Annotated in this window: 17 protein-coding genes; 8 read left to right on the top strand and 9 right to left on the bottom strand. The window is 41.3% G+C overall.

Going from position 1 to position 15,162, the window contains the following annotated elements:
• Positions 1 to 119: 119 nt before the first annotated feature.
• The 9 genes from fdx to trmJ all read right to left on the bottom strand — a co-directional run bounded on the left by fdx (position 120) and on the right by trmJ (position 7,324).
• The gene (fdx, locus tag AAEY99_RS10580) at positions 120 to 455 is read right to left on the bottom strand and encodes an ISC system 2Fe-2S type ferredoxin (RefSeq protein ID WP_101088135.1); all 336 of its coding nucleotides are present in this window, start codon (positions 453 to 455) and stop codon (positions 120 to 122) included.
• Between the two features lie 8 nt (positions 456 to 463).
• Positions 464 to 2,323 (bottom strand): Fe-S protein assembly chaperone HscA, encoded by a 1,860-nt coding sequence (gene hscA / locus AAEY99_RS10575; RefSeq protein ID WP_101088133.1) that lies wholly within the window; start codon positions 2,321 to 2,323, stop codon positions 464 to 466.
• Between the two features lie 72 nt (positions 2,324 to 2,395).
• Positions 2,396 to 2,920 (bottom strand): co-chaperone HscB, encoded by a 525-nt coding sequence (gene hscB, locus AAEY99_RS10570; protein WP_351010432.1) that lies wholly within the window; start codon positions 2,918 to 2,920, stop codon positions 2,396 to 2,398.
• A gap of 56 nt (positions 2,921 to 2,976) precedes the next feature.
• Positions 2,977 to 3,300 (bottom strand): iron-sulfur cluster assembly protein IscA, encoded by a 324-nt coding sequence (gene iscA / locus AAEY99_RS10565; RefSeq protein ID WP_011637876.1) that lies wholly within the window; start codon positions 3,298 to 3,300, stop codon positions 2,977 to 2,979.
• A gap of 14 nt (positions 3,301 to 3,314) precedes the next feature.
• On the bottom strand, positions 3,315 to 3,698 hold the full coding sequence (gene iscU / locus AAEY99_RS10560) for a Fe-S cluster assembly scaffold IscU (protein ID WP_011637877.1): 384 nt from the start codon (positions 3,696 to 3,698) through the stop codon (positions 3,315 to 3,317).
• Positions 3,699 to 3,770: 72 nt separating this feature from the next.
• Positions 3,771 to 4,985: an IscS subfamily cysteine desulfurase gene (locus AAEY99_RS10555; protein ID WP_101088128.1), complete on the bottom strand. Its 1,215-nt coding sequence runs from the start codon at positions 4,983 to 4,985 to the stop codon at positions 3,771 to 3,773.
• A gap of 82 nt (positions 4,986 to 5,067) precedes the next feature.
• Positions 5,068 to 5,529 (bottom strand): Fe-S cluster assembly transcriptional regulator IscR, encoded by a 462-nt coding sequence (iscR, locus tag AAEY99_RS10550; protein WP_101088228.1) that lies wholly within the window; start codon positions 5,527 to 5,529, stop codon positions 5,068 to 5,070.
• Between the two features lie 232 nt (positions 5,530 to 5,761).
• Positions 5,762 to 6,583: a serine O-acetyltransferase gene (cysE, locus tag AAEY99_RS10545; protein ID WP_162022807.1), complete on the bottom strand. Its 822-nt coding sequence runs from the start codon at positions 6,581 to 6,583 to the stop codon at positions 5,762 to 5,764.
• 18 nt (positions 6,584 to 6,601) lie between these two features.
• The gene (gene trmJ, locus AAEY99_RS10540) at positions 6,602 to 7,324 is read right to left on the bottom strand and encodes a tRNA (cytosine(32)/uridine(32)-2'-O)-methyltransferase TrmJ (RefSeq protein WP_182744314.1); all 723 of its coding nucleotides are present in this window, start codon (positions 7,322 to 7,324) and stop codon (positions 6,602 to 6,604) included.
• 150 nt (positions 7,325 to 7,474) lie between these two features.
• Between trmJ and suhB the strand changes: the two genes are divergently transcribed.
• From suhB to AAEY99_RS10500, 8 genes are all read left to right on the top strand, one after another.
• Positions 7,475 to 8,278 (top strand): inositol-1-monophosphatase, encoded by an 804-nt coding sequence (suhB, locus tag AAEY99_RS10535; RefSeq protein WP_011637882.1) that lies wholly within the window; start codon positions 7,475 to 7,477, stop codon positions 8,276 to 8,278.
• Positions 8,279 to 8,569: 291 nt separating this feature from the next.
• Positions 8,570 to 8,974, top strand: a complete 405-nt coding sequence (locus tag AAEY99_RS10530; protein ID WP_041413049.1) for a phosphate-starvation-inducible protein PsiE — start codon at positions 8,570 to 8,572, stop codon at positions 8,972 to 8,974.
• Between the two features lie 295 nt (positions 8,975 to 9,269).
• On the top strand, positions 9,270 to 9,572 hold the full coding sequence (locus AAEY99_RS10525) for a PilZ domain-containing protein (protein ID WP_101088124.1): 303 nt from the start codon (positions 9,270 to 9,272) through the stop codon (positions 9,570 to 9,572).
• Positions 9,573 to 9,674: 102 nt separating this feature from the next.
• A complete protein-coding gene (locus tag AAEY99_RS10520; protein ID WP_011637885.1) occupies positions 9,675 to 10,343 on the top strand; it encodes an AAA family ATPase in 669 nt (222 codons plus the stop codon).
• A complete protein-coding gene (locus AAEY99_RS10515; protein ID WP_101088122.1) occupies positions 10,330 to 10,680 on the top strand; it encodes a replication protein RepA in 351 nt (116 codons plus the stop codon). Before AAEY99_RS10520 ends, AAEY99_RS10515 begins: the two co-directional genes overlap by 14 nt.
• A gap of 402 nt (positions 10,681 to 11,082) precedes the next feature.
• The gene (locus AAEY99_RS10510) at positions 11,083 to 12,759 is read left to right on the top strand and encodes a LytS/YhcK type 5TM receptor domain-containing protein (protein WP_351010430.1); all 1,677 of its coding nucleotides are present in this window, start codon (positions 11,083 to 11,085) and stop codon (positions 12,757 to 12,759) included.
• A complete protein-coding gene (btsR, locus tag AAEY99_RS10505; protein ID WP_351010429.1) occupies positions 12,756 to 13,466 on the top strand; it encodes a two-component system response regulator BtsR in 711 nt (236 codons plus the stop codon). Before AAEY99_RS10510 ends, btsR begins: the two co-directional genes overlap by 4 nt.
• A gap of 174 nt (positions 13,467 to 13,640) precedes the next feature.
• Positions 13,641 to 15,101, top strand: coding sequence for a carbon starvation CstA family protein (locus AAEY99_RS10500; protein WP_351010428.1), 1,461 nt, complete (start codon positions 13,641 to 13,643; stop codon positions 15,099 to 15,101).
• Positions 15,102 to 15,162 lie beyond the last annotated feature (61 nt).

Genomic DNA, 15,162 nt, shown 5'->3' with positions numbered 1-15,162 from the left:
TCAATGACTGGAATGACCACAGATAAAAAAAGAGCCAATCTAGCAAGATTGGCTCTTTTTTTTGTGATCAATTACCCGCTATAAATGGGATTATTGATACACTAATACTTCGGCAAACACTAACCTTCGCTGACCATATTGACTGTGTATTTAGGAATATCGATAATCATATCGCAATCCACCACTTTAGCTTGGCAAGATAAACGACTTTCAGGCTCAAGTCCCCATGCTTTATCTAGCATGTCGTCTTCTAGCTCATCACTTTCGTCAAGCTGTTCAAAACCTTCACGCACAATGACATGGCATGTAGTACAAGCACATGACTTTTCGCACGCATGTTCAATATGAATACCGTTACGCAGCGCAACGTTTAAAATGGTCTCACCCACTTCTGCTTCAAGTACTGCGCCGTCTGGACAAAGTTCTTGATGGGGTAAAAATACTAACTGTGGCATCATTTCACCTATATGTTGTCGACCGACTGCCCTTTTAGCGCCGCTCTAATAGAATTATCCATACGTCTTGACGCAAAATCTTGGGTTTTATCATCGAGATTTGCAATCGCTTTTTCAATGGCATCAATATCATCTTGCTGTGCTACGGCATCAAGTTGGGCAATCGCAACGACTAACTCTTCGCGTTCTTGCTCATCTAGAAGCGCTGCATCTTTTGCCAAAGCAGCATTAAGCGATTCGATCACCCGCGCCGCTTCAACTTTTTGTTCAGCCAGCATACGACGAGTAATGTCATCTTTAGCATACTTCATCGAATCTTTTAACATGGTTGCTATTTCAGTATCAGATAAACCAAATGACGGTTTAACTTGAATCGATGTCTTAACCCCGGTGGACTTTTCCATCGCGGTAACACTAAGCAAGCCATCAGCATCCACTTGGAATGTCACCCGGATATGTGCAGCACCTGCCGCTAGAGGCGGAATACCGTGTAAGGTAAAACGGGCCAATGAGCGACAATCATCAACGAGTTCACGCTCACCTTGCACCACATGGAATGCCATGGCCGTTTGACCATCTTTAAACGTGGTAAACTCTTGTGCGCGAGCAACGGGAATAGTGGTATTACGAGTAACCACTTTTTCAACCAGGCCGCCCATGGTTTCAACACCTAGGGATAATGGAATCACATCTAATAGTAACAAATCCGATTCAGGCTTATTACCAACAAGAATATCTGCTTGAATCGCGGCACCAATAGCAACAACACGATCAGGATCGATTGATGTCAATGGTGTCTTTTTGAAAAAAGTTTCAACTTGTTCACGCACCAATGGCACGCGAGTTGAGCCACCGACCATGACGGTTTCAATAACCTCATCCACACTCACGCCAGCATCACGTAAAGTACGACGACAACTGCCGATAGTTTTTTTCACCAACGCGCCAATTAACTCGTTAAGTAAGCTTTTATCGACAATGCAGGTTAATGTCTTTTCAGCTATGACGACAGAAGCTTCAACGCTGTCATTGTCAGTCAACGCTTCTTTAACTCGGCGAGCTTCAATCAGTAATTGACGTGCTAATTGACTGCCTGGTTCTGTTATCTGCCATGCCTGTTGTAAATGGCTCACGAGTAAGTGATCGAAATCATCACCACCCAATGCAGAATCACCACCTGTGGCTAACACTTCAAATACGCCACGGTTTAATCGTAAAACCGAGATATCGAAAGTACCGCCGCCCAAGTCGTAAATGGCAATCACACCTTCTTGCTTTGAATCTAATCCATAAGCAATGGCTGCAGCAGTGGGTTCGTTCAATAAACGTAATACTTTAACACCCAATAATTCAGCAGCGTCTTTGGTACCTTGACGTTGTGCATCATCAAAATACGCAGGTACGGTAATCACAACGCCTTCTAATTCACCACCTAACGTGGTTTCAGCTCGCGCAATTAAAGGTTTTAAAATTTCGGCAGACACTTGAATAGGATTAACTTGTCCCATCGGCGTAGTAAACACTGGCAAGCCGTTTTCACTCGCGTGTAATGCGTAGGGTAAACGATGTACACCAGACTGAATATCAGTGAGGCTACGTCCCATAAAACGCTTCACAGAAACGATGGTGTTTTGTGGTTCTAAAGCCGATTTGTCTTGAGCTTCATAGCCCACTAACACATTGGTTTCGCCATAATGCACCACAGACGGCAATGAATGACGACCTTGCTCATCAGGCAAAGTTAATGCTTGAGCACTTCTTACCGCAGCAACAAGTGAGTTGGTGGTACCAAGATCAATTCCAACCGCAAGACGATGCTGGTGCGGTGCGGCGCTTTGGCCAGGTTCTGCAATTTGCAACAGTGCCATAGTGTTCCAACTTGTTGTGTTATCGATTAGCCAAGCTAATCATAAATAATAAGGTTTAGAATTTAGGGCCAATTAGTCGAGCAAGCCATCTTCAATACGGGCTAACTCATCATGTAATTTTGCCATAAACTTTAGCTTACGAATTTGATCTGCCGCTAATAAAGCATCTGAACTTTCATCACTAATCAATCGCGTCGCTAGCTTAGTGAATAATGTTGACTCAAATTCAGCAAACGAATCATACAATTCATCAATTGATGACTGTGGTTCACTACTATCTTTGATGTCTTCAAGTGCTTCACGCCACTCCATTTGCTGCATCAAAAATGCACCATCTTTCAATGTTGTGGTTTCATGACTTAATTCAATTCCGCGCAAGCTCAACATATGTTCAGCACGGCGTAAGGGATTCTTTAACGTTTGATAGCCATCATTAACTTGTGCAGTACGCTGTACTGAAAGGAGCTTTTGTTGCTCGGTATCATTAGCGAATTTATCGGGATGAACCGCCCTTTGCAGGTCGCGATAGCGCTCTGCAAGTAAGGCGGTGTCGATATCAAAGGCAGGTACTACATTAAACAGATCGAAATAATTCATGGGCAGATATCATGCTTACTGTTTGATATAAAACGGCTTAATTAGATGAACAATGATTAAACGGTGAAACTTTCACCACAACCACACTCACCCTTTGCGTTAGGGTTATTGAACTGAAAACCTTCGTTTAGGCCTTCTTTGACAAAATCAAGTTCAATACCTTGCAAATAAATGAAGCTTTTTGCATCGATGATGATATTCACACCTTCGATATTATAAAGTTCATCATCGTCATTGAGATCGTCAACGAACTCAATGACGTATGCCATTCCTGAACAACCTGATGTTCTCAACCCAAGGCGCAAGCCGAGGCCTTTCCCGCGATTAGCAAGAAACGATCTAACTCGATCAGCCGCAGCGGGGGTCATTGAAATTGCCATCTTAACTCCAGGTATTACTTAGCTTGTCTGCTTTTATACTCTTCAATTGCTGCTTTAATGGCATCTTCAGCCAAAATTGAGCAATGAATTTTAACCGGCGGCAATGCTAACTCTTCGGCGATGTCTGCATTCTTAATCGTCGCTGCTTCATCAACGCTTTTGCCTTTGACCCATTCTGTTACTAATGAGCTAGATGCAATTGCGCTACCGCAACCATAGGTTTTGAATTTTGCATCTTCAATAATGCCGTCAGCATTAATTTTAAGTTGCAATTTCATTACATCACCACAGGCGGGTGCACCAACCATACCAGTTACTACTGATGGATCGTTCTTATCAAATGAACCTACGTTACGTGGGTTTTCATAATGATCGATTACTTTTTCGCTATAAGCCATGATACTGCTCCAAAATCTGTGTCGTTATCAGTTTACGATTTAATGGTATTACACTCATTTAATAAGATTAAATTAGTGATGTGCCCATTGGACTTGCTCTAAATCGATACCATCTTTGAACATCTCCCATAATGGAGACATTTCACGTAACTTATCGATAGATTCAGTTATCGTTTTGATAGCGTGGTCAATTTCTTCATCAGTCGTAAAGCGACCAATAGAGAAACGAATCGAGCTATGTGCCATTTCATCATTTAAACCCAAAGCACGTAATACGTAGCTTGGCTCTAAACTTGCTGAAGTACAGGCTGAACCTGAAGAAACCGCTAAGTCTTTCAAGGCCATCATTAACGACTCGCCTTCAACAAAGTTGAAGCTCACGTTAAAAATACCACTATAGCGTTGTTCCATATCACCGTTGATATAGGTTTCTTCAATGTGTTTAATACCGTTCCACAACTTATCGCGTAGATGAGTAATACGTGCGCTATCAGCTGCCATGTCTTGTTTTGCAACAACTGCAGCCTCACCTAAACCAACGATTTGATGTGTTGCTAGTGTGCCACTACGCATACCGCGTTCGTGTCCACCACCGTGCATTTGCGATTCAAGACGAATACGTGGCTTACGGCGAACATATAATGCGCCGATACCTTTTGGTCCATACATTTTATGGCCAGAAATCGAAATCAAATCAACTTTGGTGGTTTGAACGTCAATTGGTATTTTGCCAGCACTTTGTGCCGCATCCATGTGGAAAAAGATGCCTTTTGAACGACATAATTCACCAATTGCGTTGATATCATGGATAACACCAATCTCGTTGTTAACGTGCATAATGCTGACTAAAATAGTGTCATCACGCATCGCCGCTTCTAAGCGTTCCATTGGGATAATGCCGTTAGCATCGGGAACAAGATAAGTGACTTCATAACCTTCACGTTCTAACTGACGGCACGTGTCTAACGTTGCTTTATGTTCAGTTTTACTGGTGATGATGTGCTTGCCCTTTTTATGATAAAAATGGGCAATACCTTTAATCGCAAGGTTACTTGACTCTGTCGCACCTGATGTGAAGACAATTTCACGGTGATCAGCATTAATTAAATCGGCAACTTGATTACGGGCGACATCAACCGCCTCTTCTGCTTGCCAACCATAACGATGTGAACGCGATGCTGGATTACCAAATACACCGTCCATTGTCATGTGTTGCATCATTTTTTCTGCGACACGCGGATCTACAGGGGTTGTTGCGGCATAATCTAAATAGATAGGAAGCTTCATAACACACTCCGTACTTAGCAGTCTCAGATGAGGCTACATACAACGTACAAATAATAATTATATATCAATCAACATAGCTGAGTTACAAACTCACTCTATGTTCCTTTTGTATTTCATCTTGCTTTAACGAGATAAATCTTACATCTCGCTTTTGCATTAAACCTGCAAGAGAAATACTGTTTAAAAAATCTGAAATTTGTTTACTTAAGTCACCCCATAAAGAATGGGTTAGGCAACGAGTACCGCTTTGGCAGTTACCTTTTCCTTGACAACGAGTGGCATCTACAGATTCATCAACAGCATGCACGACCATGCCAACTGAGATATCGACGGCTTCTAAACCTAATCGATAACCACCACCGGGTCCGCGGACACTCGACACTAGACCATGTTTACGTAACTTAGCGAAGAGTTGTTCAAGATAAGACAAAGAGATACCTTGTCTTTCAGAAATATCGGCTAAAGGTACAGGACCAGTAGCAGAGTGAATCGCAACATCCAGCATAGCTGTCACTGCATAGCGACCTTTTGATGTAAGTTTCATAACTTGTACTGCTCCCAAAAAGTATGCAGTAATTTCAACATACCCGAGTAATTTAGTCAAGTATTAATCCTACTAAAACACTCGGGTATTATGGCATTGCTTATAACCAAAAGGTCCATGTTTTCGCAGGGCGTATTTAACCTTTTTATCTTGTAAGATTCAATGCCGACAAGGAAATTAATCTTATTATCGGCCATTTCTTTGACTTGAATCTACAATGACTTACGGATTATTAAATACTCGGGTCGAACTTATCAATGTCATGTTTACGATTAGTGGCCGCTTCTCGAGAAGCTTCATCGAATGCATCAACGGTTAACTCTGGCAACTTTTTAGTACAGACTTCACCGCCCATTTGTTGAATGGCATTACACAGTTCTTGTACTTTAGAGTCCATCAAATGCATATGGTCAAGCATTTGCCCAATCGCATTAGCGACCGGATCTGGATTGTCTGGTGACACAGCGTACGCATCAAAACCGTACTTTTTGGCCATTTCGGTGCGACGTTCAGTTTTTTCTTTTGACTGGTTGGTCGGCGAAGCCACTACACGTCCAGGAATACCTACGACGGTATGATCGCTTGCGACATCTTTAACAACCACAGAATTAGAGCCAACACGTGCACCATCATGCATAGTGATAGGTCCAAGTACTTTGGCCCCTGCACCAATAACTACATTATTACCTAATGTAGGATGACGTTTGCCTGGCTGCCAGGTGGTCCCACCCAAAGTAACGCTATGATAAAGTGTGCAATCATCACCGATTTCAGCGGTTTCACCAATAACGACACCCATACCATGGTCAATAAAAAAACGTCGACCAATCGTCGCTCCAGGATGAATTTCAACACCCGTTAACCAACGCGAAAATGTTGATAAACAACGCGCAGTAAAGCGCCAGTTGGCAAGCCAGAGTTTATGACTAATACGGTGGATCCAAATCGCGTGCATACCTGGATAATTAAATATTATCTCTAAGGTACTGTTTGCGGCTGGATCTCGATGATATATCGATTCAATGTCTTCTTTTAGTCTATCGATGATGCCCATGGTATGTTCCTTTACTGCTTAATCTTGTTTATCCATTTTCTTATCAATGGAAGTCAAAATACCACGAAGAATATTCATCTCTGGTGCTTCAATACGTGCACGAGTGTATAAACGACGAAGTTTAGTCATCACTTGTCCAGGATGATTCTTAATCACAAACCCTGTTTTAGACAACGTCGACTCTAAATGGACAAAGAAACGTTCTAGCTCAGAGGTTAATGGATATTCATCCGTTACAGTGGGTGTTTCTGTTTGCGCTAGATGTGCAACTCGAGTTTCATAACAAATAATTTGTACTGCTTGAGCCAAGTTTAACGAGCTATATTCTGGATTTGCCGGAATAGCTACATGGTAAGTACATTTTTGTAACTCTTCATTACTTAAGCCATGATTCTCACGACCAAAAACAATAGCAACAGGGCCATTTAAGCTTTCTTTAGTGAGTTTCAAACCCGCTTCACGAGGATCAAGCATCGGCCAATCAAGAGTACGGCTGCGTGCACTCGTGGCAATGACTAGACTACAATCGGCTATGGCTTCTTCTAACGAATCAACTCGCGTAAGGTTTTTCAGAATGTCTGACGCACCAGCAGCTAGTGCTATCGATTGCCCATCAGGCTCTGTTCTTGGCTCTGCAAGATATAAATTTGATAAGCCCATGGTTTTCATCGCTCTAGCAGTAGAGCCAATATTACCAGGGTGTGAGGTACCAACTAAAACAACACGAATATTACTGAGCATGTAGCACTTTCTTTTAGCTAAAAATATTATCCGTATATTATCACAATCGTTAAAAATTACGTTATATGAAAATCTGCATTTGATATAACTGTCAAATTAAGTATAATGCGGACGCTATTTTACTCGTTCTTTAACATCCAGGGGATTGCAATGCATCCGATGCTGACTATTGCCACGCGCGCTGCTCGCGCCGCGGGCCAAACTATTATGCGCGCCTATACTGAACTTGACCGTGTTGAGGTAAGCAGTAAAGGTATTAATGATTTTGTGACTAGTGTAGACAAGGAAGTAGAAGCAACTATTACATATCAAATTCGTAAATCTTATCCAGACCACACCATTATTGGTGAAGAAAACGGTGAAAACCGTGGTACTGATAAAGACTACATTTGGATTGTTGATCCTTTGGATGGCACTAACAACTTCGTTCGTGGTATTCCTCACTTCGCGGTATCTATCGCATTACAATATAAAGGCAAAATTGAAGTTGCCGTTATTTACGATCCTGTCCGTGAAGAATTATTTTCAGCGATTCGCGGCAAAGGCGCTAAGCTCAATGATTTCCGTTTACGTGTAACCAACGTAAATGATTTGAGCAGCACCATGATTGGCACCGGTTTCCCATTCAAAGCACGTCAACACACTGAAAGCTATATGGCTATTTTGGGTGAAGTATTCCCATTATGTGCTGATATCCGTCGTGGTGGTTCTGCTGCATTAGATTTAGCTTACGTCGCTGCAGGCCGTTTAGATGGTTTCTTTGAAATTGGTCTTAAGCCGTGGGACATTGCTGCGGGCGACTTAATTTGTCGTGAAGCTGGCGGTACTGTTACTGACTTTATGGGCGGACACAACTATATGGTTTCAGGAAACATTGTGGCTGGTAGTCCAAAAGTGACCACGCAATTAGTTAAAACTATGCGTCCTCTACTAAATGAAGGTTTAAAACGTTAATCGTTTACCTTTATTTAGACAAACCGCTAGAGCATCGCTTTAGCGGTTTTTTTATGTCTATTGAATGGCATGACTCTAGCCTCATGAAGGATTAATCTGAGCCTAGTAAAGATAAAACGCTAACTAATGACTCATAACGGCGTAAATCATACTATATCGATATTGAGTGGAGAGTATATTAACCACTTATTCTGCAAACCACAGTTTATCTCAAAAAATCGACCCAGATCACTGGGAAATTATGCGGAAGTCGTCAATAATAGTGTTTTGATTTTATTAATGAAGATGACTATGCCATTACTGCGAAAAGTAGGACTAAAATCCTTAAAAAATATCGAACATTTAGTATTATTAATTATCGCACTGGCAACGGTATTTGCTATTGGTGAAGAAATTCTCCACATGATTGCCATTCGAACCGTCGAGCTGGCCGATTTACTATTACTGTTTATTTATCTTGAAGTTTTAGCGATGGTCGTTAATTATATTGAGTCCGGTAAATTACCTATTCGTATGCCGCTTTATATTGCAATTGTTGCATTGGCTCGATACTTGATTTTAGACATGAAAGGCATGGAAGATTGGCGTATTTTAGCCATTTCACTGTCGACAATTTTACTGGCTGGCACGGTAATTGTGATCCGTTGGGGTCAGTTGAAAATGCCTTACCCTAAAAACCAAGACTACGATAATTAATCGCCTTAACTACCACTCAACATACCGAGTATCGATGACTCAGCATTATAATGATAATTTTGTCTTGCTTAACAAAGCAGTTATGCTAAAAATTACTAACAGCATAGAAAGGTAAATGTATAAGTCGATGTAAAACGTTAACACTCAGCACTGAATGTTAACGACAACAATAATGAGCTAAACAATAGAATGTTGTAAGGCTAGCGGTAATTAGGCATCTATAGTCTTGATGTTGAATTATCGCCAAACAACAGTTCAAGATGCCGATAGACGGATCATTTCAAGGAGAAACAGGATGGGCCAAGAGCCAACAGGATTCGAAGAGAAACGCGGTTCGTTACGTGTAGATATGGAAGCTGAGCGGATCCGCCTAGATTGGATTAATGCTCATGGTGAATCATGTGTCGACCATGGTATCTGCATCGATCTTGCTCGCAAAGGGGTATTATTTGACTTTAAAACCTCTTTTAAAGTGGGTGATTTGATAGCCTTAACGTTCAATGAAAACACCGATAAACAAAATACCATTAAAGGCCAAGTTTGCCGTTGCACCGAATGCTCACCTCATAGTTACCATATTGCTTTACAGCTAATTTAATTGATTATTTTCATGCAGTCCTTTATGGCTGCTCTATACTCAAGATAAAATACTAATCGATATTTTCGGTGCTACAAAGCGCCTAGCATCAAGGATCACAACATGATATTGCTGGTTGGTGGAGAAAAAGGTGGCAGTGGCAAAAGCTGTTTAGCACAAAATATTGCTGTACATATTAGCCAAAAACACGATGCGAATGTACTTATGGTTGACTGCGATCCGCAACGAACTACATCCGACTGGATCCAAGCTCGTAATAATGACCCCAGCCTAAAAGCCATCAATTGTATTCAGCTTTATGGAAAAATCCGTAATGATCTACTGAGTCTTAATGATCGGTTTGACTATGTCATTGTTGATTGTGGTGGCCAGGATAATCTAGCAATGCGAGCTGCCATGTCTGTCGCAACCTATGTTGTTATCCCACTTCGTCCTAAGCGACGCGATCTTAAAACCTTACCTCATATGGAAGACATGCTCAGTACTTGTAAAATGGTCAATCCTAAAATGATTGCCGCCATTGTGATAACACAATGCCCTGCACTGCCATCTCAAGGTAAACGGATTTTAGAAGCTAAGGAAGTGGTTGAGTCTTTTGGTTTACGCGCACTGAATTCAGTGACGTTTAGTCGTAACATCTATGATGACAGCGAAGAAAGCGGCTCTTCAGTGCTTGAAATCGATCCTAGCGGTAAAGCGGCAGATGAAATTAGAGCCATTGCCGATGAGCTTTTTGCCATTCCACCAGAAAATAGTTATGAGTTTAACTGATCTTAAGCGCAAGAAACCCAAAGATACCCGAGTAAAGGTATCTGTAGACGACTTTATCGAAGATGCTAATAATTATGCGTTAGGTCTTGGAGCATCGCATGGTCAACCCGATATCACTTCAACAACTCAAGAGTTCTTAAAAGGGCTCGATAAAAAAAGCACTAAAATTTATCGTCATGCCACTTTCACACTGACCGAAAAAAGCATTTCACAATTGGATGAGATAGCCAAAACCAGCAAAGTTGCCAAATCCAAAATTCTCAGAATACTCATTGATGAGTTTTATCAGCAAAGTAGTGTGAAACAATCTGATTTATTGCGTAAAACATCACGTTAACAGCAACAGTTTTTGGTTAATATCTTCAGAATATACTGGCATAGATGCGGTCCTGTGATGCACCAAATACCCAAGTTATAGCGTATTACCGATTGTGAGCAATGATATGTTGAGACAACTCATCATGGTCGACTCATTAGTCGTGACAAAACGTGATAGTTCAGCGATGCATCGAAATACAATATCCCGGTTCTAAAACAACCTTAGTTGATAACCTATTATTACTATTGATGGCTTTTTAACAATAGACTGAAATTGAAATAGTATGGTTTTATATTACACTCACATTTTGAAAACCAGATGCTGAGAACTAGACTTGACTAACCTGTTAATACACGCTCACAAGAGTCAATAATATGTCCACCACAATTTGACTGCGTTTAATTAATCCAAAGAGAATATATGTCGTTAATAATACTGCTAACACAGCAAATGTGTGTTTACTTAGTTATCGTTTACTTAGTCAGTAAAACGCCATTGTTTAAACTTTTCGCAGAAACATCAAAAAGATTACCGCACAAAATTTTTATCTATCTGGTGTTCTCCAGCTTTTGCATTATGGCGACTTACTTTGGTGAGCAAACATCTGGAGCCATCGCCAATACTCGTGCTATGGGCGCTGTGTTGGGCGGATTATTAGGTGGACCAGTCACTGGTCTACTGGTTGGGTTAACAGGTGGATTACACCGTTATTCAATGGGTGGATTCACTGATATTGCTTGCGCCATATCCACCACCTTAGAAGGCTTATCCGCGGGTATGATCAGTTATTACTTCAAAAAAGCCGGTAAATCAGAAATGGTTTATCAGCCAATTGTGGTATTTGGTGTGACGTTTATGGCTGAAATAATGCAGATGTCGATAATTGTATTAATCGCAAAACCCTTTGACCAAGCCTGGGAATTAGTCAAACTCATCGCCCCGCCAATGCTACTGATTAACTCATTAGGCGCGGCGATGTTTATGAGTATTGTTCGCGACCAAAAGGCCATGTTTGATAAACTTTCTTCCAGCTTTTCGACTAAAGCACTCAAAATAGCTGAGCGCAGTGTCGGCTTACTGTCTAAAGGGTTTGATTTAGAGTCGAGCCAAAAAGTCGCCCAGATAGTAATAGAAGAAACCCAAGTCGGCGCAGTCGCCATTACCGACACCACTAAATTACTGGCATTTATTGGGCTTGGTGCCGATCACCATATACCTAATACGCCTATTTCCTCAAAAATCACTCTCGAAGCCATCGCACAAAATAGTGTGATGTTTGCTGATGGTGTCGATACCACTTATTCCTGTTCTATATCGCCCAATTGCAGTTTAGGCTCAAGCCTAGTTATTCCGCTGCGCAGTAACGACGAAGTCATTGGCACCATTAAATTATACGAGCCTAAAAACAAATTGTTTTTAAACATTAATCGTACTTTAGGCGAAGGCATTGCCAGGTTACTGTCTAACCAAATTCTTTATGGCCGCTTTGAACAACAGCAAAACTTATTGATGCAAGCAGAGATAAAACTACTACAAGCTCAAGTTAATCCACACTTTTTATTTAATGCACTCAATACAATCAGTGCAATTATTAAGCGTGACCCGCAAATGTCTAAACAATTATTACAGCAGTTATCGCAATTTTTACGCATCAACTTAACCCGAACGACTGGACTTGTGACAATGGCTGATGAACTTGAGCACATAGACGCTTACCTAGCCATTGAACGCGCCCGTTTTATCGACAAACTGCAAGTCAACATAGATATTGCTATGATTTATCATCACCAAAAAATGCCTGCATTTACCTTACAGCCTTTGATTGAAAATGCAGTTAAACACGGTACGTCGCGGATGCTTGATGCTGGTGTTATTGATGTTAAAGCCACATTAGACGGCGATGACTTATTGCTTAACGTGACCGATAATGCCGGTTTATATCAACCCTCTAAAAACACAGATGGTTTAGGCATGAACTTAGTCCACAAACGAATTCAAAATTTATTTGGCAGCCAATACGGTATTGAAGTTGAGTGTGAACCCGATGTATTCACCCGCGTTAGTGTGCGTTTACCGTTAAAGGAAATTGACCAATGATCTCGTGCTTAATCATTGATGATGAACCCTTCGCCCGCCAAGAAGTGGCAGATTTACTCGACAAACATCCTGATATCAAAGTCCTTGGACAGTGTAGTAATGCCATTGAAGCACTACAACAAATTAACCTGTTAAAGCCCGATCTGATTTTTGTTGATATTCAAATGCCACGGATAAATGGCATGGAGTTAATCGCCATGCTTAATCCTGAAAAAATGCCACGAGCAGTATTTATTACCGCATTTGATGAATATGCGATCAAAGCATTTGATAACAATGCATTCGACTACTTACTTAAACCCATCGATGAAAAGCGCTTTAACCAAACCTTAGACAAAGTACGCACCAACATGACACCGCAACCAATGACGCAGATACTGCCAACTCAATTAGCGCACTTACCCTGCTACAGTGGCAATAAACTCAAAGTTGTCGCTACCGCTGATGTAGAGTTTATTGTCAGTGATGTAGGCGGTATTCATGTGTGCTCCAATAAAGGTTTCAGTCACACCCAATTAACCCTTAAGGTATTAGAGCAAAAAACCGCGCTATTTCGTTGCCATAAACAATACTTACTGGCCACAAGTGCTATTTCAGAAATTGAAATCACCGACACGGGCGCAGAAGTCACCACCCATAGCGGAGCAAAAGTGCCGGTGTCACGTCGTTATCTTAAAGAGTTAAAGCAGTTGCTTGGATTTCAGTAACATTGTTTACGCCACATTAAGCGTGATATGCACCACACTTACCAAACAACTAAAACCGCTCAGGATGACTATTTACCGCTTACTCAGCCTTTTTAACCTGTCACTCAGTTAGTCCCAAATTACCTATTTTGATGTTTTAAAATGATGTCACTATAAAAATGGGGAGATAACAAAATGACGTGGTTTTTACTTTGTGTAGGCCTGCTAATTGGCGGCTATTTTATTTATGGGGCTTTTGTCGAAAAAGTGTTCGGCATTAACACCCAAAGACAAACGCCTGCTTTCACTCAGACAGACGGTGTCGACTTCGTACCGATGTCTAAAGGGAAAGTATATTTAATTCAGCTGTTAAACATTGCTGGTGTCGGTCCAATTTTTGGTCCGATCCTTGGTGCCCTTTATGGCCCGGCGGCGATGCTATGGATAGTATTTGGTTGTATTTTTGCCGGTGCAGTGCACGATTACTTTTCGGGGATGTTATCGGTACGCAATAATGGTCAATCAGTTCCTAACTTGGCCGGTAAATACTTAGGTAACAACGCCAAACACTTTATGAACTTGTTTGCCATTATCTTATTGTTACTAGTTGGCGTAGTGTTTATCTCTGCTCCTGCAGGATTACTAAGCAAACTTACCGGACTGGATGTCACTCTCTTTGTTGGTATCATTTTTGTTTATTATTTAATTGCTACCATCGTGCCTATCGACAAGATTATTGGTCGCTTATACCCCTTCTTTGGCGCATTACTGGTCTTTATGTCACTCGGACTGATTATAGCGTTAGCATTATCAACCGAACATACCATGTTACCTGGTTTTGAAATGGGTGACTTCTTTACCAACTTAAACCCTAAAGACATGCCATTATGGCCAGCCTTATTCATCACAATTGCATGTGGTGCAGTATCGGGTTTCCATGCAACACAATCACCTTTAATGGCGCGCTGCGTTGAAAATGAATCAAACGGTCGCTTTGTGTTTTTTGGTGCCATGATTGGTGAAGGTGTTATTGCATTAATTTGGTGTGCAATTGCATTATCATTCTTTGGTGGTGTAGAAGGATTGAATGCCGGAATGGCAGGCAACCCAGCAAACGTTGTGTACGAAGCATCTAATGGGTTATTAGGAACATTTGGTGGTTTCTTGGCTATCTTAGGTGTCATTGTATTGCCTATCACCTCTGGCGATACCGCATTTCGCTCAGCACGGTTAATTTTGGCAGAGTTCTTTAACATCAAGCAAATAGAGTTACCGAAGCGTTTAATGCTCGCGTTACCATTATTTGTCGTCGGCGCCGTGTTAACCCAAGTAGACTTTGGCATTATCTGGCGCTACTTTGGTGTTGCAAACCAAACCACAGCGGTGTTGATGTTATGGACCGCTTCAGCTTACTTACTTCGACACAATAAATTCCATTGGATTTGTACTGTACCCGCTATGTTCATGACCTGTGTTGTGATTAGCTTTATGTTGAACTCATCAACATTGGGCGCAGGTCTACCAATGACAGTGTCAACCATTGCAGGTTTAGTCACTACCGCAATCATTACGACAATGATTATTATTAAGACCAAAGGCAAAGGCGATATTGACACTGACGAAGAAGACAAAGTTGAACTAGCCAACGAGTTATAGACGTTACTATCATCAATAAACGGCAGCTTAGGCTGCCGTTTTTGTGTTGATATCACTTTGA

This window comes from Shewanella sp. S1-58-MNA-CIBAN-0166, from assembly GCF_040310085.1.
Lineage (GTDB): Bacteria > Pseudomonadota > Gammaproteobacteria > Enterobacterales > Shewanellaceae > Shewanella.
The sequence above is the reverse complement of the archived record's forward strand: the minus strand, read 5'-3'. Positions and strand labels throughout refer to the sequence as shown.

Excerpts from the sequence above, each read along its gene's own strand:
- AAEY99_RS10530 (WP_041413049.1), top strand. The coding sequence starts at position 8,570 with ATGCCATTACTGCGAAAAGTAGGACTAAAATCCTTAAAAAATATCGAA.
- iscR (WP_101088228.1), bottom strand. The coding sequence starts at position 5,529 with ATGAAACTTACATCAAAAGGTCGCTATGCAGTGACAGCTATGCTGGAT.
- AAEY99_RS10555 (WP_101088128.1), bottom strand. The coding sequence starts at position 4,985 with ATGAAGCTTCCTATCTATTTAGATTATGCCGCAACAACCCCTGTAGAT.
- btsR (WP_351010429.1), top strand. The coding sequence starts at position 12,756 with ATGATCTCGTGCTTAATCATTGATGATGAACCCTTCGCCCGCCAAGAA.
- iscA (WP_011637876.1), bottom strand. The coding sequence starts at position 3,300 with ATGGCAATTTCAATGACCCCCGCTGCGGCTGATCGAGTTAGATCGTTT.
- AAEY99_RS10525 (WP_101088124.1), top strand. The coding sequence starts at position 9,270 with ATGGGCCAAGAGCCAACAGGATTCGAAGAGAAACGCGGTTCGTTACGT.
- AAEY99_RS10510 (WP_351010430.1), top strand. The coding sequence starts at position 11,083 with ATGTCGTTAATAATACTGCTAACACAGCAAATGTGTGTTTACTTAGTT.
- AAEY99_RS10500 (WP_351010428.1), top strand. The coding sequence starts at position 13,641 with ATGACGTGGTTTTTACTTTGTGTAGGCCTGCTAATTGGCGGCTATTTT.
- hscA (WP_101088133.1), bottom strand. The coding sequence starts at position 2,323 with ATGGCACTGTTGCAAATTGCAGAACCTGGCCAAAGCGCCGCACCGCAC.
- fdx (WP_101088135.1), bottom strand. The coding sequence starts at position 455 with ATGCCACAGTTAGTATTTTTACCCCATCAAGAACTTTGTCCAGACGGC.
- iscU (WP_011637877.1), bottom strand. The coding sequence starts at position 3,698 with ATGGCTTATAGCGAAAAAGTAATCGATCATTATGAAAACCCACGTAAC.
- hscB (WP_351010432.1), bottom strand. The coding sequence starts at position 2,920 with ATGAATTATTTCGATCTGTTTAATGTAGTACCTGCCTTTGATATCGAC.
- trmJ (WP_182744314.1), bottom strand. The coding sequence starts at position 7,324 with ATGCTCAGTAATATTCGTGTTGTTTTAGTTGGTACCTCACACCCTGGT.
- AAEY99_RS10520 (WP_011637885.1), top strand. The coding sequence starts at position 9,675 with ATGATATTGCTGGTTGGTGGAGAAAAAGGTGGCAGTGGCAAAAGCTGT.
- cysE (WP_162022807.1), bottom strand. The coding sequence starts at position 6,583 with ATGGGCATCATCGATAGACTAAAAGAAGACATTGAATCGATATATCAT.
- suhB (WP_011637882.1), top strand. The coding sequence starts at position 7,475 with ATGCATCCGATGCTGACTATTGCCACGCGCGCTGCTCGCGCCGCGGGC.
- AAEY99_RS10515 (WP_101088122.1), top strand. The coding sequence starts at position 10,330 with ATGAGTTTAACTGATCTTAAGCGCAAGAAACCCAAAGATACCCGAGTA.